Origin of the sequence: Mycolicibacterium mageritense (genome assembly GCF_010727475.1) — a bacterium.
Classification (GTDB): Bacteria; Actinomycetota; Actinomycetes; order Mycobacteriales; family Mycobacteriaceae; genus Mycobacterium; species Mycobacterium mageritense.
Genome location: NZ_AP022567.1, coordinates 6075558 through 6099216 on the forward strand (window position 1 = coordinate 6075558; position 23659 = coordinate 6099216).

Sequence of the window (23659 nt, forward strand, 5' to 3'; positions counted from 1 at the left end):
CGATGAACGGGAGGTGACACGTGGCTGAGGATTCAGGCACAAGCCAGGTCGTGCAGTCGCTCCCGGCCGCCAAGACCGAGGCGGCGGCCCCCGCCGCGCCGAAACCCGCCGAGACCCAGGCGCTCGACACCACCAAGAGCAGTGCGTCGCGCCGTGTCCGGGCGCGCCTGGCCCGCCGGATGACCGTCCAGCGCAGCACGGTCAACCCCGTGCTGGAACCGTTGGTGGCCGTCCACCGCGAGATCTACCCGAAGGCCGACCTGCAGTTGCTGCAGCGGGCCTACGAGGTTGCCGACCAGCGCCACGCCGACCAGCTCCGCAAATCCGGTGATCCCTACATCACGCATCCGCTCGCGGTCGCCAACATCCTGGCCGAGCTCGGCATGGACACCACGACGCTCGTCGCGGCGCTGCTGCACGACACTGTCGAGGACACCGGCTACACGCTCGAGGCGCTGACCGCGGAGTTCGGCAGCGAGGTCGGCCACCTGGTCGACGGTGTCACCAAACTCGACAAGGTGGTGCTCGGCAGCGCGGCCGAGGGCGAGACCATCCGCAAGATGATCATCGCGATGGCCCGCGATCCCCGGGTTCTGGTGATCAAGGTCGCCGACCGGCTGCACAACATGCGCACCATGCGGTTCCTGCCGCCCGAGAAGCAGGCGCGCAAGGCCCGCGAGACGCTGGAAGTCATTGCGCCCCTTGCTCACCGGCTCGGTATGGCGACCGTGAAGTGGGAGCTGGAGGATCTGTCGTTCGCGATCCTGCACCCCAAGAAGTACGAGGAGATCGTGCGGCTGGTGGCCGACCGTGCGCCGTCACGCGACACCTACCTGGCCAAGGTGCGGGCCGAGGTCGGGGTGGCGCTGTCGGCCATGAAGATCAACGCCGTGGTCGAGGGCAGGCCCAAGCACTACTGGTCGATCTACCAGAAGATGATCGTCAAAGGCCGCGATTTCGACGACATCCACGACCTGGTCGGCGTCCGGATCCTGTGCGACGAGATCCGCGACTGTTACGCCGCGGTGGGCGTGGTGCATTCGCTGTGGCAGCCCATGGCGGGCCGCTTCAAGGACTACATCGCCCAGCCGCGCTACGGCGTCTACCAGTCGTTGCACACCACCGTGGTGGGGCCCGAGGGCAAGCCGCTGGAGGTGCAGATCCGGACGCGTGACATGCACCGCACCGCCGAGTACGGCATCGCCGCGCACTGGCGGTACAAGGAAGCCAGGGGACGCAACGGCGTCCTGCATCCGCACGCCTCGGCCGAGATCGACGACATGGCCTGGATGCGGCAGCTGCTCGACTGGCAGCGGGAAGCCGCGGACCCCGGTGAGTTCCTCGAGTCGTTGCGTTACGACCTTGCGGTGCAAGAGATCTTCGTGTTCACGCCCAAGGGGGATGTGATCACGCTGCCGACGGGATCCACGCCGGTCGACTTCGCCTATGCCGTGCACACCGAGGTCGGGCACCGCTGCATCGGCGCGCGGGTCAACGGCCGCCTGGTGGCGCTGGAACGCAAACTCGAAAACGGGGAAGTCGTCGAGGTGTTCACCTCGAAGGCGCCCAACGCGGGCCCGTCACGGGACTGGCAGACCTTCGTGGTCTCGCCGCGCGCCAAGGCCAAGATCCGGCAGTGGTTCGCCAAGGAACGCCGCGAAGAGGCCCTGGAGACGGGCAAGGACGCCATCGCCAGGGAAGTGCGTCGCGGTGGACTTCCGTTGCAGCGCTTGATGAATGGCGAGACCATGGGCGCGCTGGCCCGAGAGCTGCGCTACACCGACGTCTCGGCGCTCTACACCGCGGTCGGTGAGGGGCACGTGTCGGCGCGCCATGTGGTGCAGCGCCTGCTCGCGCAGTTCGGCGGGGACGACGCGGCCGAGGACGAACTCGCCGAGCGGTCCACGCCCGCCACCATGCCAGTGCGGCAGCGCAGCACCGACGACACCGGTGTCGCGGTCCCGGGCGCCCCGGGCACACTGACCAAACTGGCCAAGTGCTGCACCCCGGTGCCGGGCGACACCATCATGGGGTTTGTGACCCGCGGCGGCGGGGTCAGCGTGCACCGCACCGACTGCACCAACGCGGCGTCGCTGCAACAGCAGGCCGAGCGCATCATCGAGGTCCAGTGGGCGCCGTCGCCGTCGTCGGTGTTCCTGGTGGCCATTCAGGTCGAGGCGCTCGACCGGCACCGGCTGCTGTCCGACGTGACGCGCGTGCTGGCCGACGAGAAGGTCAACATCCTGTCGGCCTCGGTCACGACCTCCAACGATCGAGTGGCCATCAGCCGCTTCACGTTTGAGATGGGCGACCCCAAGCACCTCGGGCATCTGCTCAGCGTCGTGCGCAATGTGGAGGGCGTCTACGACGTGTACCGCGTCACCAGCGCGGCCTGATCCAGCAGGTCGGCATCGGCGCCCGCGGGCGCGGAGATGAGCAGCCCGATCGGCACGGGTATTCCGCTTACCCTGAGCGGCACCGATATTCCACACGTACCGAGGTAGCTGAGCACCATCGTGGTGCGCAACGTGGCGGCATTGGCAGCGTCGTAGCGTGCCTCGGAGGCCAGCAGCGTGTCGATGCGGGGCGGTTCATGGCGCACGGTGGGGCACAGCAGCAGCGCACCGGCCAACTCGGCGCGGAACTGCCGCCGCAGCCCGGGCATGCCGGCGCGTACGGGTGCGGCGTCGATGTGGGCGTTGCGCTGCAGGCGACGGCGCGTGGCCGGTTCGATGTGGGGTGACGAGACGAGGTGGCCGTAGCGGTCGTGGGCTTCGGCACCGACGATCGTGCCGTGACGGTCGAGCAGGCGTTGCGCCGCAGCCAAACTCGCGATGCGTTGCACTGATACCGAAAATCCCTGGCCACGGAGCAGTTCCACGGCAGCCTCGAACGCGCCGCGGACTCCGGGGGTACAGTCGTCGATCCATTCGCCGGCAGGCACGACGAAGCGCGGCGGATCGCTCGCACCGTCGGTTCCCGCGGTGCCGGCGAGCAACCGGTCCAGCGCGCGGATCGGGGCGACGGTGCGCGCGAGGATCCCGACACAGTCCAGCGTGGGAGACAGCGGCGTGAAATCGTTGGGGCCGTATCGGTTCGGGCTGGCGCGGAATCCGACGCATCCGCAGAACGCGGCGGGGATCCGTACCGAGCCCGACGTGTCGGTGCCGATCGCGACGGGTGCGATGCCGGAGGTGACGGCCACGGCGGAACCGGCCGACGAGCCGCCGGGCACGAGCGCGGGATCCAGCGGGTTGGCGGGCGTGCCGAAGTGCGCGTTGATGCCGAGGCCCGAGAACGCGAACTCGCTGAGATTGGCCTTGCCGAGGGTGACCAGCCCAAGACGCCCGGCGCGCCGGACCAGGGGACTGTCCGATGCCGCGGCCGGACGGGCCGCGTGTGACGCCGACCCGCACGTGGTGACGGTGCCGGCAACGTCGAAGAGATCCTTCCACACGATCGGCACCCCATCGAGCTCGCTGCGGGGCCGCCCGGTGCGGCGACGGGCGTCGCTCAGTTCGGCCTCGTGCACGGCCCGCTCGGCGGTGGTGGTGATCAACGCGGCCCGGGCCGCAGGTGCGGCGGCCCGGGTCAGCGATTGCTCGCACCGTTCGGAAGCGCTGGTGGGGCTCGTCATGCGTCGACGTCGTCGCTGACCAGAGCGGGGGACCGGCCCGGGGCCGAGGTGTCCGACAGCGCGCGGCCGCGAGTCTCCTCACCGAGGAGCACCGTGATCGCGAGTCCGATGACGTTGACCGCGGCCAACAGCCACATCACGCCCCCGAGTCCGGTGCCGGTCAGCACGAGCGGCAGAACGAACGTGCTGATAGCCGATCCCACCCTGCTGATGGCCACGACGGTACCGGTCGCGCTGGCGCGCACCGCGGTGGGGAAAAGCTCGTTGGGATAGATGATCTCGATGAAGTTGCAGGCTCCCGACGTGATCGCGTAGAGGGCCAGCAGGGCGAACAAGACCGGAGCCGGCGCGTGGGGATTGGCGGCCATCACGATGAACGCACCGCTCATGATGGCAAATGTCCACAGCAGCAACGGTTTGCGTCCGATCTTGTCGACCAGCAGGAGCCCGGGCACCCCGCCCACCAGGAACAGCACGCTGATGACCAACTCCGCGACGTACACGTTGTGTGCGCCGACACCCATCTCGGCGAGGATGTCCGGACCGAACGTGTACACCGCGAACAACGGGATGACGTGCGCGGTGAAGAACACTCCGACGAAAACCACTCGTCGGAGATAGACGCCACGAAACAGTTCCGAGTACGACGTGGCGCGCGGCTCGGCGGGAATCAGAGACGTGTCGGCCTGCGGACCCCAGACCTGCCGGCAGACCCGCTGCGCGTCGGCCTCGCGGCCCTTGCTCAGCAGCCACCGCGGAGATTCCGGCGTTCCCGCCCGCATCAGCAGGGTGATGACGCCGAACACCGCGGGGCTGGCCAGCATCAACCGCCAGGCGTCAGGACCCAACGCCGACAGGGCCCAGCCCACCGCGGCCGCCGCGGCCGCACCCGCAGCCCACACCACGAACAGCGAACCGAGCAGCCTGCCGCGGTAGCGGCTCGGGATGAATTCGGCCAGAAGGGAACTGGCGATCGGATAGTCGGCGCCGATCGCCACCCCGAGCAGGAAACGCAGCAGCACCAGCTGCCACGCGTCGGTCACGAACGCCGAGGCGACGGACACCGCGACCAGCATGGAAAGGTCGGCGACATACATGATCTTGCGGCCCACGCGGTCGGTGACGTATCCGAAGACCAATCCGCCGACGAAGATACCGATCAGTGCCGCGGCACCGATCAAGCCGACGTCGACGGAGTCGAGACTCAGCCGGTCCTTCATGGAGACGAACGCGATGCCGATGATGGTCAGTGCGAACCCGTCGAGGAACGGTCCGCCCGCCGAAAACACCGTGAGCCGCTTGTGGAATGCGGTCAGCGGTCCGTCGTCGATCAACTGCGACATCACATCTCCTGCCGGGTGAGGGGTTGCAGACGGGCGAAATGTGCGGCGGTACGCGCGAGCGGATCGAGCCGGCTCATTTCCACCCGGCCGTCGGCGTCCAGCACGCCGTGGTCGAGGTGGAACGCGACCACCTCGCCGATCACCAGCCGGTCACTGCCGGGCTGAATGGTGGTGTGCAGGCGGCATTCCAGGCTTATGGGACATTCGGCGATGCGGGGTGGGCGGACGTGCCGGCAGGGTATCGCGGTGACCCTTGCCAACTCGAACTCGTCGACTGACGCGTCGAACTGTTCGCTGGTCAACTCGACGGCCGGTGCCATGGCGGCCGGTGCGATGTTGACCACGAACTCTCCGGTGGCTTCGATGTTGGCGGCGCTGTCCTTGAGGTGACCGCTGCACAGGTACTCGAGGCTCAACAGCACCAGAGGCGGTTCTGAGGAGACCACCGTGAAGAAGCTGAACGGCGCCAGGTTGGGGACGCCGTCCGGGCTGATGGTCGACGTCCAGGCGATGGGACGCGGCACCACTGCGGCTTTCAGCAGCCCGAAGGCTTTGCGTGCGGTGAGTTCTCCGGCGTCGATGACCGTGAATTGCATGACCGGGAACACTAGGGCCGCGGGGATACCCGCGATATGGAGAAATATCTACCGAATCGGGGCGCATGGTGGATGAACAACCATTGGCGTGCGTCGGGGCCGTCGCTTGAATGGCGAGTCATGGAGTTCACGAACACGACGAGACGAACAGCGGTGCCTGCAGGCACCGGCCGCGCGGTGATGCTGCGGCACGGCGACCGGATCCGGGTGGTGGACGTCGAAGGGGGCCAGGTGGGCGACGTATTCGCCTTTGCAGCAGGGGATTTCAGCGAGTACCTGAGCGCGTCACACACTCGTACGACAACCGGCCGGCTGTTCCCCGCGGTGGGCGAGCAGTTCGTCACCAACCGGCGCAGGCCCATCCTGACCCTGGCCGCCGATACCTCACCGGGCATCCACGACATGCTGATCTCGGCATGCGACGCCGAGCGCTATCGCGCGCTCGGTGTCTCTGACCATCGCTCGTGCGCGGAAAACCTGCGAAACGCCGTGGAAGAGCTCGGCGCCGGCGTGAACGATGTCCCGCAGCCCGTGAATGTGTTCATGAACATCCCGGTCACCGATGGCGGTGTGCTGTCATGGTTGCCCGCGGTGAGCCGAGCCGGTGACGCCATAGAGTTCGAGGCGGTCATGGATTGCGTGGTGGTGGTGTCGGCGTGCCCGATGGATCTCAACGGCATCAACGGACACCGGCCCACCTCACTGGCCCTCGAGCTGGCGCCGCTCACGGAGCGGGTCGCGTGATGGCGCCCCATCCCGCGCTGACCGCGGTGCGCCTCGGAGGCCTCGAGCTGGCGAACCGGCTTGCCGTGGCGCCGATGAGCCGGGTCTCGGCCGCGCCGGACGGCACCGCGACCGACGCGATGGCCGACTACTACGCCGAATTCGCGCGTGGCGGCTTCGGATTGGTGATCACCGAAGGTACCTACCCCGACACCGCGCACAGCCAGGGGTATCTCAACCAACCCGGGCTTGCCACCGATGCGCACGTGGCGGGCTGGCAGCGGGTGGTCGACGCCGTGCACGGCGAGGGCGCGCCGATCGTCGCGCAGCTCATGCATGCCGGGGCGCTGTCACAGGGCAACTCCTTTGGTGTGGGCACGATCGCGCCGTCGGCAGTGCGTCCCCGCGGGACGATGCTCGAGGAATACGGCGGGTCGGGCCCCTGGCCGGTGCCGCGGGCGATGGATCACGACGACATCGACGCCGTCGTCGCGGGATTCGCCACGGCGGCCGAGCGGGCGCGCACGGCAGGCTTCGACGGTGTCGAGATCCACGCTGCCAACGGCTATCTGCTCGATCAGTTCCTCACCACGTACACCAATGAGCGCACCGACGCGTTCGGCGGGTCGGTGGCAGCTCGAATCAGGCTGACCGCGCAGGTGACAGCGGCCGTCCGCGCGCGAGTGGGCGCAGACTTCCTGGTCGGCGTGCGCCTGTCGCAGACCAAGGTCAACGACTTCGGCTACCGGTGGCCCGGTGGTGCGGCCGACGCGGAGGTGATCTTCGCCGCGGTCGCCGAGGCCGGCGTCGACTATCTGCACATCGCGAGCGAAGGCCGCGACTTCATCGACACCGCGCGATTCCCGGACGGGCGGACCATCACGGCAGTGGCACGGCAGGTGACGGGCCTGCCGGTGATGGCCAACGGTGGCATGCACGATCACACTCAGGCCGCCGACGTGCTCGAGGGCGGCCATGCCGACCTGCTGTCGCTGGGCCGCGGGGCGCTCGCGAATCCCGATCTACCGCACCGCCTTTCGTCCGGAGCGGTACTGGATCGGTTCGACCATGCGATGTTGTCGCCCATGGCGACGATCGCCAATGCTCACGCGTGGTCGGCCGCCCGATGACCGCACCGTGGCATGGTGAGGCCTGTGCGGTCGCGACATTGACGTTCGACGTCGACGCCGAGACACCGATCCTCGCCGAGGCGAGCCGGTACGCGGCGCACATGATGGCGATGTCGCATCAGTCCTACGGGCCCGAGGTCGGCGTGCCACGCATTCTCGACCTGCTCGACGACTTGTCGGTTCCTGCCACGTTTTTCATGCCGGGCTGGGTCGCCGAACACCGCCCGGGGCTTGCCGCGTCGATCGTCGAACGCGGACATGAGGTGGCCCATCATTCCTACAGTCACCGGTCGCCAGTCAGCATGACCGCCGCCGAGGAGCGCGCCGACTTCGAACGCGCCCTCGCGGTGTTCGCCGCGCAGGACATCGACATCGCCGGCCACCGAGCCGCATTGTGGGGCGCCAGTTGGCAGACGCCCAGGCTCATCGCCGAGCACGGCCTGCAATACGACTCGTCGTTGATGGGTGACGATCGTCCGTATCGGATCGCGACCGAGGCCGGGCCGATCGTGGAGCTGCCCGTGCACTGGTCCCTCGACGACTGGGAGCAGTATGCTTACCTGCCCGATCCGCACATCGGCTCGGTGATCGAATCCCCGGTCAAGGTTGCCGAGATGTGGCGAGCCGAGTTGGACGGCATGCGGCACTATCGCTGCCTGTTCAATCTGTGTGTGCATCCGTTCCTTTCGGGCCGGCCCGGCCGGATCCTGGCCCTGCGGGGATTCATCGAGTACGCCCTGGAGTGCGGTGACGTGCGGTTCGCGCGCTGCCGAGACGTCGCCGAGGCCGTGCGCGCCGATCCGGCGATCGAGCCGCGCACGCTCACCCCGCCGTCCGTCGACGCCTACTGACCGAGTGAGTCGGCCTCCAGCGCGAGGAACAGGTCGACGCGGTCCTCGAGCCGCGTGACATCGCGACCGGTCAGTTCGTTGATCCGGCCGATGCGGTTGCGCAGCGTGTTGACGTGGACATACAGGGCCGCAGCGGTTTTGGCCCAGTGCCCGTCGTTGCCGAGAAACGTCCGCAGGGTGCGTTCCAGTTCTGCGGCGTTCTGTTCGTCGTATACCCGCAGTGGGCCGAGGATGTCGTCGGCGAACCGCCGTAGCACCGAGCGGTCGTGCAAGCCCAGCAGCATGCGATGCGTACCGACGTCGGCGTAGGTGCCTGCCCGGGATTCGGTCGAACGGCGCCACATGACGTGGCAGACCTCCCTGGCTCGGATCAACGGTTCCCGCAGTGCGGTGGCGTCGACGGCCAGGTCGCCGATCCCGACCACGGTGCGGTCGGTGGGGAAGCGGGTCGTGAGAGTCTCGACCAACTCCTCCCCGAGGGGGACCAGCGCCGCGGCATCGTCGTGCCAGCCGAACACCACGACGGTGTCCTGGCTGCCGGGCACCACGACCGCGGGGATCCCGCGATGACTGAAGAAGGCCTCGATCTCGTCGGTCGAGCCGGGTGGCCGCAGCTCGTCGGCGCCGACCACGACCGTGTACACCGCAAGTGGTGCTGACGGGTCGATTCCGAAGGCGCGCAGCCGTTCCGAGACCTCGCGGGCCCGCGCTGCCCCGGACAGCACCATCTCGAGCAGCTCGCTGGAGAAGCGGGATTCGATGGCCTGCAGTGCCTGCTGGCGCGTGACTTCCAGGCTCAGATAACGGGCCGCCTGATCGAGTGCGTCACGTTCGGCCGGCCGCAGTTCGGTCAACGGCCGCAGGCAGAACAGGCCCGCGTCGATGTCGCCCATCGCGCCTTCGACGAGGTACACCGCGGCCGGGCCGACTTCGGGTATGTCCACTTCCAGTGGAGGTGGATGCCGGTTGAGTGCGTCGGCGGCGGTGTGGATCTGAGCGTCGTCTGCGACGATGCCTGCGAGCCGGCGGCCCAACCGGTCCACCACGAGCAGCGGCAGGTCGTGGTCGCGGCGCAACACGTCGAGAATGCCCTGCGCACCACCGCCTCGCGAGATCGAACTGGCCAGCGCATTGCCCCGCCGCACCAGCCTGGACAGGGCGGATTGCCTGGCCTCGGTCTGCACCCGCGCGGCGGCCTGTGTGATCGCGGTGAACGGCACCGCAATGGACACTGTCGCGAGCGGCAACCCGGCCGCGGCGCAGGCCTCGACCAGATCTGTTGGCGCCGAAGGCGTCTGGTCGGTGAGGCCGAAGATCAGGCCGGACGCCCGGGCGCGCTGCAGCGCGTCGACGAACGCGGCTGCGGTGACCGCGGCGTGCCAGAGCCCATTGGTCAACACCAGCTCGGTGGCTCGGATATACGGCGAGGGGTCGGGGAGTTCGGTGTTGTGCAGCCACAACACCTCCTGGTCGACCGCCCCGGGCCGGCCGGCGACCAGCAGCGTCAATTCGAGTTGCGGATCGTCGATCAGCGCACTGAGGCTCAACATCGGTGTACGGACGTCCAATCAGGTTGGGTTGATCATGGATGTTTATACACTCGTTCGCGGGGGTTGGCAGTGTTTCGATGGGCGGAATCCGAGCAAAGGAGCCCTCGATGTCGACTCGACCGACCGAATCGTTGACCACGTCCGAACCACCTCCGTCGCCTGCTGGAGTGCCGTTCGACGCGCACGGCATCGAGCCGGTCTCAGCCGAAGGCCGTGATTGCTCACCATGGGAACTGTTCTGGATCTGGTGCGGCGCCAATATCGCGCCGATCAACTGGGTGCTCGGTGCGCTGGGGATAACCCTGGGTCTCAGCCTGGTGGAGACCCTCGTGGTCGTCGTGGTCGGCAACGTGATCGGTTGTGCGGTCTTCGGTGCGTTCAACGTGATCGGGCACCGCACGGCCGTCAACCAGATGGTGCTGGGCCGGGCTCCGTTCGGATTGTCGGGCGCAGTGGTTCCCGGGCTCGTCCAGTTCCTGCTGACGATGGGCTGGGTGGGCGTCAACACCTGGGTCGTGCTCGACCTCGTGCTGGCGGTCTTGGCCGAATTCGGCGTAACGGGTGGACTGTGGTTGGAAGTCGTTGTGGCAGCAGGGATCATGGCTGTCCAACTCGGGCTGGCGCTCTACGGCTTCTATGCCATTCGCAGCTTCGAAAAGTACACGGTTCCCGCCACAGCGCTGGTGATGGCGATCATGACGGTGCTGGCCCTGGTGTCCACCGACGTGCACTGGTCGCTTGCCGGTGAGGCGATGACCTCAGGGGAGAAGTTCACGGCCGTCACGCAGTTGCTCACCGCGATCGGTGTCGGTTGGGGGCTGACGTGGATTCCTTACGCATCCGACTACAGCCGTTTCGTCCGCGTGACCGCGTCCGCCCGGTCGGTGTTCTGGTCGTCGTCGCTCGGCATGTACGTGCCGACCGTCTGGCTGGCGGCCCTGGGTGCTTGCCTGGCCAGTGCGGGCAGCGGCAGTGATCCGTCGGCGCTTGTGGTCAGCACGTTCGGCGTGATGGCGGTGCCCGTCCTGCTCCTGCTGGTGCACGGCCCGATCGCGACCAACATCCTCAACCTGTACTCGTGCTCGCTGGCTGCGCTGTCGATCGGGGTGCGGGCCGCACGGTGGAAGGTCACGCTGGGCGCCGGTGTGGTGGCGGCGATGGTGCTCGCGGTGTTCATCGAGGCCGACAGTTTCGCGCACGCCTTCGACAACTGGATGGTGTCCATCCTGGTGTGGATCAGCCCATGGGCAGCAGTCATGCTGGTTGACTACACATTGATCCGGCGCGGGGCTCTCGACGTCGGCGGCCTGTACCTGCCGGCGAGCGAATCCCCTTACGCCCGATGGAACAAGGCCGGGTTGATCAGCCTGGCGGCGGGTATCGCGGCCGGCTGGGCGTGGCAGTACGGGCTTGTGCCCGCGATGCAGGGGCCCGTCGCGATCGCGCTCGGCAACATCGACTTCTCGTGGCTTTCGGGCAGTGTGGTGGCCGGTGGGCTGTACTGGACCCTGAGCCGCCGCGCGACCTGACCGATTTTCCTCGCCGAGCAGGGAATCTTGAGTCAGCCCCGCTCCAGGACGGCCCGCAGGAACGTCCGCGTGCGTTCGTTTTCGGGATCGGAGAACAGTTTGTCCGGCGGCGCTTCCTCGACGATGTTGCCGCTGTCGAACATCATCACGCGGTCGGAAACCTCACGCGCGAAGTCCATTTCGTGGGTCACACACAGGAACGTGATGTCGGTGCTGCTGGCGATGTCCTTGAGCAGCGCGAGCACACCGGCGATCAGTTCGGGATCCAGCGCCGAGGTCACCTCGTCGAGGAGCAGCACTTCGGGTTCCATCGCCAGCGCGCGGGCGATCGCGACGCGCTGTTGCTGACCACCGGAGAGCTCGGAAGGATGGGCGTCGGCCTTCTCGGACATGCCGACCAGGTCGAGGAGCCGCCGGGCCCGGGCCTCGGCCTCGTCCTTCGGCAGGCCCAGCGAATGCACGGGGGCTTCGGTGATGTTCTGCAGCACATCCATGTTGGGGAAGAGGTTGAACTGCTGGAACACCATCCCGATGCGCTGCCGGATCTGCCGTTGGTATTTGTCGTCCGCGGGCACTTCGCGTCCGTTGCGGGTCATGTGGCTCAGACATTGTCCACCTACGTTGATATGTCCGTCGCTGACCTGTTCCAGCGTCATCAGCAGCCGCAGAATCGTGGTCTTGCCCGATCCGCTCGGACCGATCAGGCTCACGAATTCGCCTGTACCCACCGAGAAGTCGAGCCCGTCGAGCACCACGTGGTCGCCGAACCGCTTGACCACGTGGTCGAACCGGATCATCTCAGGTGTTGTAGCGGACACGTCGCTCCATCCATCGCACGAGTAGGGACGCCGAATAGCTCAACACCAGGAACAGCACCCCGGCGATCGTGATCGGTTCGACATATCGGAACGCCCGCGAGCCGACTTGATTGGCCGCACCGACGATGTCGAGCACCCCGATGGTGAGCAGCAGCGGCGTTTCCTTGAGCATCGAGATCGTGTAGTTGCCGAGTGCCGGCAGCACACGTGGAACGGCCTGGGGGAGGATCACCGCGGTCCACGTGCGGCGTACCGGCAGGTTCAACGCGACCGCGGCCTCCCACTGCCCGGCCGGCACCGCCTCGATTCCGGCCCGGTAGACCTCGGCGGTGTACGCCGAATAGTGCACGCCGATGGCGATGACCCCGGTGATCAGTGGGTCGAACTTCAGGCCGACGCTGGGCAGCACGAAGAACAGGAAGAAGATCTGCACCAGCAGTGGTGTGCTGCGGATGAATTCGATGAACGCCCAGGTCGCGGTGCGCACCACGGCGACGGGCGATCGGCGCAGCAGCGCCAGGGCCAGCCCGAGCGCATAGGCCACGATCGAGCCGAACACCGTGGCGCCGAGCGTGATTCGCAAGCCGTCGAGGACGATCTTCGGAAAGATCTCGGCGGCGAAGTGCCAGTCCCAGATCACGGGGCGCCCCGCAGACCGGCCAGCGCCCGCCTGGGCGCGGGCCGCCGTCCGACCCGCGCCGCCGTGCGTCGTTCGAGGCCGCGCATCGCATAGGTGATGACGATCGCCAGCGCGAGGTAGAACAGCAACACCAGCGTCCAGATGAGTGCGGCCTGCGAGATGTGGTTGTTGATCAGTACCTCTCGCGCCTGGTACGTCATCTCGTGAACGGTGATGACGGTCAGCAGCGAGCTGCCCTTCAACAGCTGGATGAACAGGTTGTTGAACGGCGGCACCATCTCGGGCAGCGCCTGCGGCAGGATGACGCGCCGCATGCGTTGTGCGCGCGTGAAGTTCAGGGCGACGCAACCTTCATACTGTGCGCGCGGTACGGATTGGATGGCGCCGCGCACGATCTCGGCGCCGTAAGCCCCGTGGTTGAGACCGAGCACGAGGATGCCCGCGGCCAGCGGCACGATCTGATAACCCACCAGGATCGGCAGCACGAAGTAGATCCACAGTAGCTGGACCATTTCCGATGTGCCGCGCCAGATCTCCACATAGCAGCGGGCCACCGCGCGCACCGGGGTGGACCTGGACACCATGGCCAGCCCGGCCGCGAAGGACAGCACCGTCGCGATCACGATGCCGCCAACGGTCGCCTCGACCGTCAGGAGCAGTCCGTCGGCGATGGTACCGACGAACAACCCGATGTTGTCGAACATGGAGTGACCCTCAGGCGGCCGCGCAGAGCTTCTCGGTGGTCACGTCGTCGGGCACCAGGTTGTCCTCGGTGAACCCGAAGGGTTTGACGATCCGCAACCATTCACCGTTGTCCTGGAGCTTCTTCAGCTCGGTGTTGAACGATTCGACGAGATCGTCGTCGCCGGGGCGGAACACGAAGCCGCCTGCCTGAATCCGCTTCTCGCCGTTGACTTCCGGTACGAATCCCGGCGTCACCTCAAGCGGCGCACCCGGATTGTCGGCGAGCATGCGGCGCAGTGAAATATCGGTCAGCGCACCGCAGTACGCACGCTGGTCGCGCAGCGCCTGGAACATCTCGGGCTGGCCGCGATAGGGCTGGATGTTGCCCGCGGGGATGCCCAGCTCCTGCGCGACGGCCTCTTCCACGGTGCCCGACAGCACCGCAAGGGCGACGCCGCGGGCCTTGACGTCTTCGAACGTGTTGATCCGCTGCGGATTGCCTTTGGGCACCAGCAGCGCGGTGGGGGTGACGTAGTCGACGGCCGAGAACTGCGCGTTCTTACACCGGTCGGGCAGGATCGCCATGCCTGCCGCCACCATGTCGTATTGGCTGGCGTTGAGCGCGGGGATGAGCTGGCTGAACTCCACCTGGGTAGCCTCGACGCGGTCGATCCCCATGGATTTGAAGACGGCCTTGGCGACCTCGGGCGCTTCGCCGGTGACCTGGCCGTTCTGGGTGAATCCGTAGGGCACTTCACCGGCGATGCCGATCTTGACGACGCCTGCATCCTTGATCCGGGCAAGCGTGCCGCCGGCGCCGGATTTCGGCACCTCCGTACATGCTGCGAGCAGTCCCGTCGTCGCCAGGGCCGCTGCGCCTGCGACCCCGCCTGCCCGCAGAAAATCTCGTCGTGTCCAGATCATCGTCAATCCTTTTGCATCCACACGTTCACGTCAGTACCGACCACAGTTCGGTTTGAACGTATGCGGATTGAGCGGCGACGTCAAAACCCTGGCGGCTGGATGGCGCTTTCGGATGCATCGGGCTTGCGGCGCAAGAGGTACACCGCGGCCGCCACGACGAGCATGGCCAGGACGGCTCCCGCGACGATGACGACCACCCGGGCGACGATGAAAGACGTTGGAGCCGAGATGGTTTGAGGATCGGACGAATCGAGGCTCAACGGCAACGGCAGCGCGCCGGAACTCAGCACGCTCGCGAGTTCGTGTGCGGAGTCGGCGGTGAACTGCCCGGTGATCTGGGTGCGACCACCGGGGATCGACTCCCTGATCCACGTGCGGGCACCGGCATCGTCGAACTCCATGTCGACGACATACTGACCCATCTGTTTGTCCAACCCTGACGTCGCGCCCGCGATGTCCGCGCCGCTCAGGATCGACTTGTTGAGCAGGTACACGGTTTGGCCGTCGGCCGAGCATGTCACGAGCGGCAGGTTCGGGTCGTCGTGTCCGGCCAGCACGTCATCCTCGCCGCAGCGGGTGGCCTGGAACTGCAGCGCCAGGATCTGCACGGTTTGGTCGGTGGTCTGCCGCAGTTGCTTCTCGTCGGCGATCCGCTGTGGTTCGGTGGCTTTCGGCTGGGTCGGTGGCGGCGGTGTGCCGGCCTTGCTCGGCATCGCGTGGATGACCGGACGGATGTAGAGCTGCCCGGGCTTCAGTATTTCGCGCACGGCTTCGGCGTCGACGTTGCGGTTCGCCACGGTGGCGACGATGGTGCCGTTCTCGGCGACGGCCTTGGTGTGGGTGAGGCCGAGGCCGGCCAACCTGCCTTCGAGCACGGGCAGAGTTTCCGCGACGGCGTCGGGCGACGGCGCCGAGCCGTCGGGTGTCTGCGCCGTGAACGTCAGGCGGGTGCCTTGGCGCTCACCCCAGATGTCCTTGGTGAGGAAAACCGCCAGGAGGTAGCCGACCAGCATCAGCGCGAGCAGACAGACCACGACGATCTTGACGGCTGTGGATCTCTGATCGGGCATCGTCAGTCCAGCCGTGCCGAGGTGATCGTCACGGGCGTCGCGGGCTTACCGTCGGCGCCGCCACCTTCGACGCCGTCCGCGGCGATCTTGTCGAGCGTCGCGAGGCCGGTCTGGTCGACCGTGCCGAACACGGTGTACGTCGGCGGCAGCAGTGAATCCTGGTACACCATGAAGAACTGGCTGCCGTTGGTGTCGGAACCGGCGTTGGCCATGGCGAGGGTTCCGCGTGGGTAGACGACGGGATTGCTCAGTGCCTGCTCGTCCAATTGGTTGACGGGATACTCGTCGGCGAACGAGTAACCCGGTCCGCCGGTGCCGGTGCCCGCCGGATCCCCGCACTGCAGCATCGACAGGCTTCCGGTCGTGAGTCGATGACACGGAGTGCCGTCGAAGTAGCCCTGCTGGGCGAGGCTCGCGAAGTTGTTGACCGTGCACGGCGCCCGGCCGTTGGCCAGTTGCAGGCCGATGTTGCCGCGATCGGTGCTGACGCTGGCGCTGACAGTCGCCGGATCGGTCGGCACCTGTCCGGTGCGCGGCGGGGCGGCCGGTCGGGCCGCGGTCTCATGGGTCGCGGGGTACTGGCAGTTGGCGCCGAGATCGGCAGGCGGACGGAACGCGGGCAACGCGCCGCCGGACGTCGGTGGATTTGGCAGAGTGGGTGCCGCGGTGGCGGTGGATGTCTCCGATTTGGGGAACATCGCGTCGTCGAGCTCTTCGATGGTGTACCGCACCGCGATCACGGAGAACACCAGCGCGACGATGACCGCGATGATCGTCACCACCGTCAACACGTATCCGATGATCAGTCCGGCCATCGCCAAGCCGCGGCCCTGCTCGCCGCTGCGCTTGATCTGTGACAGCGACATGTGGCCGAACACGATGCCCAGCGGGGCGAACAGGAACGCGCACACCACCGACGCGATGGCCAGGCTGTTGGTGCGCGGCGACACCGGCGGCGGATACCCGGGCTGATCCAGGTATCCGCCGGGCGGCGGTGGGAGTGTCACGTCAGTCGAGCGCGACCGACTTGATCTCCACCGGCGTCGCCGGGGCGCCGTCCGTGCCGCCACCTGCGACGCCGCCCGCGGCGATCTTGTCCAGTGTGGCGAGACCCGTTTCGTCGATCGTGCCGAACTTGGTGTAGTTCGGGGGAAGTTGCGAATCCTTGTACACCAGGAAGAACTGGCTGCCGTTGGTGCCGGGGCCGGCATTGGCCATGGCCAGCGTCCCGCGCGGGTAGGAGATGGGCTGCTGCGATTCGGGGCTGCCGGGCGGGAAGTCGGTCGCCGGGTACTCGTCGGCGAACTGATAGCCCGGGCCGCCCGTGCCCTTGCCGGTCGGATCGCCGCATTGCAGCACCGAAAGGCCGCCGGTGGTCAGCCGGTGGCACGGCGTGTCGTTGAAGTAGTTCTGGCTGGCCAGGCTCGCGAAGCTGTTCACGGTGCACGGCGCCTTGGCGTTGTCGAGCTGCAGGCCGATGTTGCCCTGCGTGGTCACCATGCTGACGCTGACCGTGGCGGGGTCGGTGGGCACCTTGCCGGTGCGGGGTGGGTTGACCTGCTTGCTGGCCTTCTCCTGCGCGGCCGGGTACTGGCAGTTCTCGCCGACGCCGGTGGGAGCGGGGCCGCCGGGCGTCGTGGTGGCCGCCGATGCGGTGGTGCTGCCGGAATCGCGATTGACGACCACCAGGGTCACCACGGCAGCGATCGCGGCGACGGCGACCACGGCCGTGCCGGTGATGGCGAAAATGCGCTGTTTACGGGCCTTGGCGGCACGGCGTTCCAGCTGGCGTTCCAGCTTTCGCTTGGCCGCGGCCCGGCGTTGTTCATTGGTCGGCACCGGCGTAGTCCTCTCCGTCGGGTGCAGGGCAATAGGGCATTCCAATTGGCTCCGAGTGTGCCAGGCGATGCTGAACACAGGCCTGCCGACCCGCGGGAACCGCAGATGGGAGACTTGCGGTGTGTGGATCACCGGTTTCCCGGCCGGGATGCTGGCATGCAACTGCTACGTCCTGGCAGAGCGGCCCGGAGCCGACGCGATCGTCGTCGACCCCGGGCAGCGGGCCATGGGCCCGTTGCGTCGCATCCTCGACGAGAACCGCCTGACTCCGGCCGCGGTACTGCTGACCCACGGCCACATCGACCACATCTGGTCGGCGCAGAAGGTGGCAGACACCTACGGTTGCCCGGCCTACATCCATCCCGAGGACCGGTTCATGCTCACCGACCCGATCAAAGGGTTCGGTCCGCGGCTGGCGCAGCTCGCGGTCGGTGTGCTGTTCTCCGAGCCCAAGCAACTCGTCGAGCTGGATCGGGACGGGGCCTTGGTCGACCTCGGTGGCATCGGCGTCACGGTCGACCACACGCCGGGGCACACCAGGGGTTCGGTGGTTTTCCGGGTGTCCGGTGGGCACGACGACGTCGTCTTCACCGGCGATACGCTGTTCCGGTCCTCGGTCGGGCGCACCGATCTGCCGGGTGGCAGCGGACGTGACCTACTCGGTTCGATCGTGACAAAACTGTTGGTGCTCGACGACGAGACCGTGGTACTACCGGGACACGGTCCACGCTCGACGATCGGGCACGAACGCCGTACCAACCCGTTTCTCGAAGGTTTGACTCTGTGACATCTGCATTCCAGGCGCCCAAGGGCGTGCCCGATTACCTGCCACCGGATTCGGCGCAGTTCGTCGCCGTCCGCGACGGCCTGCTGAGCTCGGCCCGGCGCGCCGGCTACGGCGACATCGAGTTGCCGATCTTCGAGGACACCGCGCTGTTCGCGCGCGGCGTCGGCGAGTCCACCGATGTGGTGTCCAAGGAGATGTACACGTTCGCCGACCGCGGCGAGCGCTCGGTGACCTTGCGGCCCGAGGGCACCGCGGGCGTGATCCGCGCCGTCATCCAGCACCGCCTCGATCGCGGTGCGCTGCCCGTCAAGCTCTGCTACTCGGGCCCGTTCTTCCGCTACGAGCGGCCGCAGGCCGGGCGCTACCGGCAGTTGCAGCAGGTCGGGGTCGAGGCCATCGGCGTCGACGATCCCGCGCTGGATGCCGAGGTGATCGCGATCGCCGATTCCGGTTTCCGGGCGCTCGGACTCGACGGCTTCCGGTTGGAGATCACGTCACTGGGCGACGACACATGCCGCCCGGCGTATCGCGAGCTGTTGCAGGAGTTCCTGTTCAAGCTCGACCTCGACGAGGAAACCAAGCGGCGCGCCGAGATCAACCCGCTGCGCGTGCTCGACGACAAGCGCCCCGAGGTGCGGGAGATGACCGCGGACGCGCCGCTCATGCTCGACCACCTGTCCGACAGCGCCAAGCAGCATTTCGACACGGTGCAGGCCTACCTCGAGGCGCTCGGTGTGCCGTATGTGATCAATCCACGCATGGTGCGCGGTCTCGACTACTACACCAAGACGACGTTCGAGTTCGTGCACGACGGCCTCGGCGCGCAGTCCGGGATCGGCGGCGGTGGCCGCTACGACGGATTGATGCGCCAGCTCGGCGGTCAGGACGTCTCGGGCATCGGCTTCGGGCTGGGCGTCGACCGGACCCTGCTGGCGCTGCAGGCCGAGGGCAAGACGGTCGGCCGGTCAAGCGCGGTCGACGTCTTCGGGGTGCCGCTCGGCGATGCCGCCAAGTTGGAACTGGCGAAGCTCGCCGCGCAGTTGCGTGGCCGCGGCGTCCGGGTCGACCTCGCCTACGGCGACCGCGGGCTCAAGGGTGCGATGAAAGCGGCCGACCGGTCGGGCGCCAGGTATGCGCTCGTGGCAGGCGACCGCGACATCGAGGCGGGCACCGTGGGCCTCAAGGATCTCGGCACCGGCGATCAGGTCGACGTGGCCGCCGACTCCGTTGTGGCCGAGGTGATTTCCCGGCTGGCGTAGCACCGCGAGCGCGCTCGTCGTTACAGTGGTCCATGCCGCTGATCGCGCTCGAAGAGCACTACGCGTGGGATCCCGCCAGCGCGGGCAATGTCGTGGGCACGTGGCTGCGCACCAACAACCCGGCGGCATACGAGCGGCTGTATGACCGGTCGGGGCTGCGCCTGGAGCAGATGGATGCCGCCGGGATCGACTTCCAGATCCTGTCGTTGTTCGACCCTGGCGTCCAGGACGAGTCGGACGTCGCGTGCGCCGTCGACCTGGCGCGGCGCGCCAACGACGACCTCGCCGAGACCGTGCGGTCGAAACCCGACCGGTTCGGCGGCTTCGCGACGCTGGCGACCCAGGATCCGGCCGCCGCGGCGGCCGAATTCGAGCGTGCCGTCACCGAATTGGGACTCGTCGGCGGGTTGATCAACGGTCACTGCCAGGGCCGTTATCTCGACGATCCTGACTATCAGGGCCTTTTCGAATGCGCGCAGGAGCTGGGTGCGCCCGTCTACCTGCACCCGACGACACCGCATCCCGCTGTCATGGACGCCTGGTTCGCGCCGTACGTGGGCGCGGGCCTGCACCTGGCATCCTGGGGCTTCGCCGCGGAGACCGGAACGCATGTGCTGCGGCTGATCTACTCGGGGCTGTTCGACAAGTTCCCTGGGCTGCAGATGATCATCGGCCACCTCGGCGAGATGCTGCCATTCGCGGCCTACCGGATCGACCGGTACTACGGACTCGGTGGCGACGCCGACGCCGGTGCACGCTTGAGCCGGCCACCCTCGGACTATCTGCGCGACAACTTCCACATCACGACTAGCGGCAACTTCTGTCCTGCTGCCTTCCGGTGCACGCTCGACGTCATGGGTTCCGACCGGGTGATGTTCTCGGTCGACTATCCGATGGACGACAACCAGGCCGGTGCACGGTTCCTCGCGGACTATCCGATGGACGACCCCACGCGGCGAAAAGTCAGCTCGGAAAACGCGATCCGATTGTTCGGCAGCCGCCTGCCCGCGCACCTCGGGGCCTAGAGGGCGAACACCTGGCCATCCCGGGCCACCGTGACCTTGCCGGTGTAGTTCTTGCCGACCGCGTCGAGCCATTGTGAGTCGGGCAGGTCGGTCGGCGAATAGTGGCTCAGAACAACGTGTTTGGCGTTGGCGGCGGCAGCGACCTCGCCGACCTGTTCGGCCGACGTGTGCGAGCTCTTCAGGTAGTTGGGCGGAAACCTGTTGTGGTAGTACGCGTCATCGAGGCTGAACTGTGCTTCGTGCACCAGGATGTCGGTGTCCTTGGCAAGCGCGATCAGATTGTCGGACTTGGTCGTATCGCCCGAGAACGTCACGGACTTCCCTGACCCTTTGAGGTCGAAGCGGAAGCCGAAGGCCGGGTAGACGTCATAGTGGGACACCAAGGTGGCCGTGACGGTGACGTTGTCGTCGGCGATCACGGGGAACGGGGCGGTCTTGGGTGATCTGTCGCGGTAGTCCGACCCCGGCGGCACCGCGATCTCGACGACCTCGATCAGACCCTCGATGTCGTCGACGCCCATGTCACGGATGAAAATGTTGCTGGTGTAGGCGTAGGCCTGCAGCAGGGCCCTGGTGGTGGCGGCCAGACCGGGCGACGGGTTGGCGGGTTCGATGGTCGCGGGGTCGGGGTTGCCGACCTGGCTCGGCGGCAGTCCGCCGGCCGGGCCGGGACCGTAGACGGTCACCGGCGCCTTGCCCGGTGCGGCCGTGTAGCCGCCGGAGAGGAAGAAGCTGTAGTAGTCGACGATGTGATCGGTGTGCAGGTGCGTGATGAACATGCTCTTGAGGTCGTCGAACCGGAAGCCCGCATTCGTGAAGGCGTTCAGTGACCCCAACCCGCAATCGATTTGATAGACGTCGTCGCCGATCTTGAGCGCCGACGAGATCCCGGTCTTGTGCGGGACCGGTGGCGGGCCGGCCTGGACGCCCAAGGTCACCAGGGCGTTGTCGGGCATCGTGGGGGTTGCCGTCGGCTGTTCGGCCGCACTGCAGGCCGAGGCGCCGAGCACCGCACCGCCGAGGACCGCCGACATCGAGGCCGCCAGCATGGATCGCCGGGAGATCGAAGCGGGCTCGGGGGAGTCGTGACCACCACAGGCGCATTCCACGTCCGTAGGTTAGCGGTGGCGGGTTTGCTGACGCTCGACTTTGCGCGAACGTGCGTGGCTGCGGTCAAGCTCACCGAACGTGCACGGCCGCCGTGAGTATCGCGTCGAGGTCTCCGATGCCACCGTTGAACGGATTGCCCCGCTTGAGGATCCGGTCCCCGTTCGGCGTGGCCGCAACGAGCTGGGGTGAGCTCGAGCCCAGCTGCATGCGGCGCTGGAACTGCACGTGCGCGAGCGGCGCCACCACCACGCCCTCTGCGTCGGTGAACACGCCGCGGGCCCGATCGAAAACGGCCACCGGCCGGTAGTTGCCCAGCGGACGGCCACGTTTGGCCCTGATCCGCCGCACCACCGCCAACGTCGCGGCGGCGAATACCAGGCCGACGGCGAGGAAAACCGCGCTCACGACGAGCGGTATGTCCGACGCGGCCCCGGTGGCTCTCATCCCGAACGTGACGGCGCCGAAGCCGCCGAACGCCGCCGCGAACACCCCGAACACGAATGCCGTTGTCGCCAGGGGGCCGGTCGCCCGGTCGATGACGAGGACGAGTGGGCCCTGTTCGGCCACCACGGTGCCGCCGGTTTCGGCGAGAATCCGGGGCGGCGCGGCGTGGGTCATGGTCGAAGTGTGCCTGTCAGGCCGCGCGAACGTGCGCGAAATGTCGACGCTGCGACTCAGATGGCCATGGCGGCGCGGACGTCGGCTTCGGATGCGGAGCCGCCCGTGCCGCTCGAGGTGATGCGCCCGGACTCCAGGATGTAGTAGCGCTGCGCGGATTCCAGCGCGAACCCGATGTGCTGCTCCACCAACAACACCCCGAGGTCACCCCGTGCGGTCAGCGCCGTGATCGCCGCTTCGATCTCGGCGACCACCGACGGCTGGATGCCTTCGGTGGGTTCGTCGAGGATGAGGCACTTCGGCGTCGTGATCAACGCGCGGGCGATCGCCAACTGCTGGCGCTGACCGCCCGACAGCAAGCCGGCCCGGCGGGGCAGCAGATCCTTGAGTGCGGGGAACAAATCGAGTTGTGCATCGATCAGGGCCTTGCCGTTCTTCCGGCCGTCGGCGATCACCTGCAGGTTCTCGGCCGTGGTCAGCTGACCGAACGACTGCTGCCCCTGCGGGACGTACGCCAGCCCGCGGGCCACCCGCGCGCTCGGCCGCAGCTTGGTGATGTCCTCGCCGTCGAAGAGCACCTTGCCCGCACTGCATTTCAGCAGGCCCACCGCGGCCCGCAGCAGCGTGGTCTTGCCTGCACCGTTGTGGCCCATCACGGCGGCGACCCCGTCCGACGGCACCGCGATGCTTGCACCGTGGATGACATCGGAGCGGCCGTAGCCGGTGTGAACGTCGACGAGTTCGAGCATCAGGAGATTCCTTCCACGCCCGCTGCGGCGCTGCCCAGATACACCTCTTGCACTTTGGGGTTCGCCTGGACCTCGGCCACCGAACCCTCGGCGATCACGCGACCCCGCGCCAGCACCGTGACCGAGGTCGCGAACGCCCGCATGAAGTCCATGTCGTGCTCGACCACCACGACCGTGCGGGCTCCGCCGATGCGGCGCAAAAGGTTTCCGGTTTCCTCGCGTTCTTCGTGGCTCATGCCCGCGACGGGCTCGTCGAGCAGCAGGACGTCGGCGTTCTGTACCAGCAGCATGCCGATCTCCAGCCATTGCTTCTGGCCGTGGGCCAGCACGCCGGCCGGTTTGTCGGCCAGGTCGGCGAGCCCGGTGGTCTCCAGGGCTTCCTCGATCGACGGCAGGACGCTGCGCCTGCGTCGCAGCAATGTCCACGCCGAACGGCCGGCACCCGCGGCGATGTCGAGGTTCTGCAGCACGGTCAGCTGTTCGAAAACGCTTGCGGTCTGGAATGTTCGGCCGACGCCGAGCCGCGCGATCCGGTGCACCTTCTTGCCCAGAAGCTCGACGCCCGTCTTGCTCACCGAGCCGGCGGCGGGCACCAACCCGGTGATGGCGTCGATGACCGTGGTCTTGCCCGCCCCGTTCGGGCCGATGAGGAAGCGCAGGTCGCCTTGGAACAGCGTGAGGTCGACCCCGTCGACGGCCTTGAAGCCGTCGAAATCGACGGTGAGCCCCCGTACTTCGAGGTACTCGGCGGCCATACCCGCGTTGCCGCCCGCCACC

At 67.4% G+C, this 23659-nt stretch carries 23 protein-coding genes; 8 read left to right on the forward strand and 15 right to left on the reverse strand.

Features of this window, described 5'->3' with window-relative positions:
- The first annotated feature begins 20 nt into the window (after positions 1 to 20).
- On the forward strand, positions 21 to 2396 hold the full coding sequence (locus G6N67_RS29315) for a RelA/SpoT family protein (RefSeq protein ID WP_036441170.1): 2376 nt from the start codon (positions 21 to 23) through the stop codon (positions 2394 to 2396).
- Here G6N67_RS29315 and G6N67_RS29320 read toward each other — a convergent pair.
- The 3 genes from G6N67_RS29320 to G6N67_RS29330 are packed head-to-tail and all read right to left on the reverse strand — an operon-like array spanning position 2363 to position 5576.
- Positions 2363 to 3637, reverse strand: a complete 1275-nt coding sequence (locus G6N67_RS29320; protein WP_051579241.1) for an amidase family protein — start codon at positions 3635 to 3637, stop codon at positions 2363 to 2365. The two genes, G6N67_RS29315 and G6N67_RS29320, sit on opposite strands and share 34 nt — an antisense overlap.
- Positions 3634 to 4980 carry an MFS transporter gene (locus tag G6N67_RS29325; protein ID WP_051579242.1) on the reverse strand — a complete coding sequence of 449 codons (1347 nt, stop codon included), beginning with the start codon at positions 4978 to 4980 and terminating at the stop codon, positions 3634 to 3636. Before G6N67_RS29325 ends, G6N67_RS29320 begins: the two co-directional genes overlap by 4 nt.
- Complete coding sequence (locus tag G6N67_RS29330; protein ID WP_036441174.1) at positions 4980 to 5576, reverse strand: flavin reductase family protein; 597 nt, start codon at positions 5574 to 5576, stop codon at positions 4980 to 4982. Before G6N67_RS29330 ends, G6N67_RS29325 begins: the two co-directional genes overlap by 1 nt.
- Positions 5577 to 5696: 120 nt before the next feature.
- On the opposite strand from G6N67_RS29330, the gene G6N67_RS29335 reads away from it, so the two are divergent.
- From G6N67_RS29335 to G6N67_RS29345, 3 genes are read left to right on the forward strand one after another with little or no spacing between them, the layout of a single operon-like run.
- On the forward strand, positions 5697 to 6320 hold the full coding sequence (locus G6N67_RS29335) for a DUF1989 domain-containing protein (RefSeq protein WP_036441177.1): 624 nt from the start codon (positions 5697 to 5699) through the stop codon (positions 6318 to 6320).
- On the forward strand, positions 6320 to 7429 hold the full coding sequence (locus G6N67_RS29340; protein WP_036442191.1) for an oxidoreductase: 1110 nt from the start codon (positions 6320 to 6322) through the stop codon (positions 7427 to 7429). The genes G6N67_RS29335 and G6N67_RS29340 overlap by 1 nt, the downstream gene beginning before the upstream one ends.
- The gene (locus G6N67_RS29345) at positions 7426 to 8280 is read left to right on the forward strand and encodes a polysaccharide deacetylase family protein (protein ID WP_036442193.1); all 855 of its coding nucleotides are present in this window, start codon (positions 7426 to 7428) and stop codon (positions 8278 to 8280) included. The genes G6N67_RS29340 and G6N67_RS29345 overlap by 4 nt, the downstream gene beginning before the upstream one ends.
- Here the strand turns inward: G6N67_RS29345 and G6N67_RS29350 are convergent.
- Complete coding sequence (locus tag G6N67_RS29350; protein WP_036441180.1) at positions 8274 to 9830, reverse strand: PucR family transcriptional regulator; 1557 nt, start codon at positions 9828 to 9830, stop codon at positions 8274 to 8276. The two genes, G6N67_RS29345 and G6N67_RS29350, sit on opposite strands and share 7 nt — an antisense overlap.
- A gap of 107 nt (positions 9831 to 9937) precedes the next feature.
- On the opposite strand from G6N67_RS29350, the gene G6N67_RS29355 reads away from it, so the two are divergent.
- A complete protein-coding gene (locus G6N67_RS29355) occupies positions 9938 to 11359 on the forward strand; it encodes a cytosine permease (RefSeq protein ID WP_036441186.1) in 1422 nt (473 codons plus the stop codon).
- A gap of 32 nt (positions 11360 to 11391) precedes the next feature.
- Here G6N67_RS29355 and ehuA read toward each other — a convergent pair whose 3' ends face one another.
- The 7 genes from ehuA to G6N67_RS29390 form a co-directional block, all read right to left on the reverse strand.
- Positions 11392 to 12156 (reverse strand): ectoine/hydroxyectoine ABC transporter ATP-binding protein EhuA, encoded by a 765-nt coding sequence (ehuA, locus tag G6N67_RS29360; RefSeq protein WP_036441189.1) that lies wholly within the window; start codon positions 12154 to 12156, stop codon positions 11392 to 11394.
- 1 nt (position 12157) lies between these two features.
- Positions 12158 to 12817 carry an ectoine/hydroxyectoine ABC transporter permease subunit EhuD gene (gene ehuD, locus G6N67_RS29365; protein ID WP_036441192.1) on the reverse strand — a complete coding sequence of 220 codons (660 nt, stop codon included), beginning with the start codon at positions 12815 to 12817 and terminating at the stop codon, positions 12158 to 12160.
- Entirely contained in the window at positions 12814 to 13521 is a 708-nt protein-coding gene (ehuC, locus tag G6N67_RS29370) for an ectoine/hydroxyectoine ABC transporter permease subunit EhuC (RefSeq protein ID WP_036441195.1), read from the reverse strand. The genes ehuD and ehuC overlap by 4 nt, the downstream gene beginning before the upstream one ends.
- A gap of 10 nt (positions 13522 to 13531) precedes the next feature.
- Positions 13532 to 14425, reverse strand: a complete 894-nt coding sequence (gene ehuB / locus G6N67_RS29375) for an ectoine/hydroxyectoine ABC transporter substrate-binding protein EhuB (RefSeq protein ID WP_051579244.1) — start codon at positions 14423 to 14425, stop codon at positions 13532 to 13534.
- 80 nt (positions 14426 to 14505) lie between these two features.
- A complete protein-coding gene (locus G6N67_RS29380; protein ID WP_051579245.1) occupies positions 14506 to 15495 on the reverse strand; it encodes a SecDF P1 head subdomain-containing protein in 990 nt (329 codons plus the stop codon).
- 2 nt (positions 15496 to 15497) lie between these two features.
- Complete coding sequence (locus tag G6N67_RS29385; protein WP_036441198.1) at positions 15498 to 16502, reverse strand: peptidylprolyl isomerase; 1005 nt, start codon at positions 16500 to 16502, stop codon at positions 15498 to 15500.
- A 1-nt stretch (position 16503) separates the two neighbouring features.
- Positions 16504 to 17334, reverse strand: a complete 831-nt coding sequence (locus G6N67_RS29390; protein WP_036441201.1) for a peptidylprolyl isomerase — start codon at positions 17332 to 17334, stop codon at positions 16504 to 16506.
- Between the two features lie 121 nt (positions 17335 to 17455).
- On the opposite strand from G6N67_RS29390, the gene G6N67_RS29395 reads away from it, so the two are divergent.
- The 3 genes from G6N67_RS29395 to G6N67_RS29405 are packed head-to-tail and all read left to right on the forward strand — an operon-like array spanning position 17456 to position 20405.
- The gene (locus G6N67_RS29395; RefSeq protein ID WP_036441204.1) at positions 17456 to 18121 is read left to right on the forward strand and encodes an MBL fold metallo-hydrolase; all 666 of its coding nucleotides are present in this window, start codon (positions 17456 to 17458) and stop codon (positions 18119 to 18121) included.
- Positions 18118 to 19380, forward strand: a complete 1263-nt coding sequence (gene hisS / locus G6N67_RS29400; RefSeq protein ID WP_036441206.1) for a histidine--tRNA ligase — start codon at positions 18118 to 18120, stop codon at positions 19378 to 19380. The genes G6N67_RS29395 and hisS overlap by 4 nt, the downstream gene beginning before the upstream one ends.
- A gap of 32 nt (positions 19381 to 19412) precedes the next feature.
- The gene (locus G6N67_RS29405) at positions 19413 to 20405 is read left to right on the forward strand and encodes an amidohydrolase family protein (RefSeq protein WP_036441208.1); all 993 of its coding nucleotides are present in this window, start codon (positions 19413 to 19415) and stop codon (positions 20403 to 20405) included.
- On the opposite strand, the gene G6N67_RS29410 is transcribed toward G6N67_RS29405, so the two are convergent.
- The 4 genes from G6N67_RS29410 to urtD form a co-directional block, all read right to left on the reverse strand.
- Positions 20402 to 21454 carry an MBL fold metallo-hydrolase gene (locus G6N67_RS29410; protein WP_036441210.1) on the reverse strand — a complete coding sequence of 351 codons (1053 nt, stop codon included), beginning with the start codon at positions 21452 to 21454 and terminating at the stop codon, positions 20402 to 20404. The two genes, G6N67_RS29405 and G6N67_RS29410, sit on opposite strands and share 4 nt — an antisense overlap.
- A 130-nt stretch (positions 21455 to 21584) precedes the next feature.
- Entirely contained in the window at positions 21585 to 22133 is a 549-nt protein-coding gene (locus tag G6N67_RS38945; RefSeq protein ID WP_179976761.1) for a hypothetical protein, read from the reverse strand.
- Between the two features lie 56 nt (positions 22134 to 22189).
- Positions 22190 to 22882: an urea ABC transporter ATP-binding subunit UrtE gene (gene urtE / locus G6N67_RS29420; protein ID WP_036441213.1), complete on the reverse strand. Its 693-nt coding sequence runs from the start codon at positions 22880 to 22882 to the stop codon at positions 22190 to 22192.
- Positions 22882 to 23637: an urea ABC transporter ATP-binding protein UrtD gene (urtD, locus tag G6N67_RS29425; RefSeq protein ID WP_051579285.1), complete on the reverse strand. Its 756-nt coding sequence runs from the start codon at positions 23635 to 23637 to the stop codon at positions 22882 to 22884. The genes urtE and urtD overlap by 1 nt, the downstream gene beginning before the upstream one ends.
- Positions 23638 to 23659 lie beyond the last annotated feature (22 nt).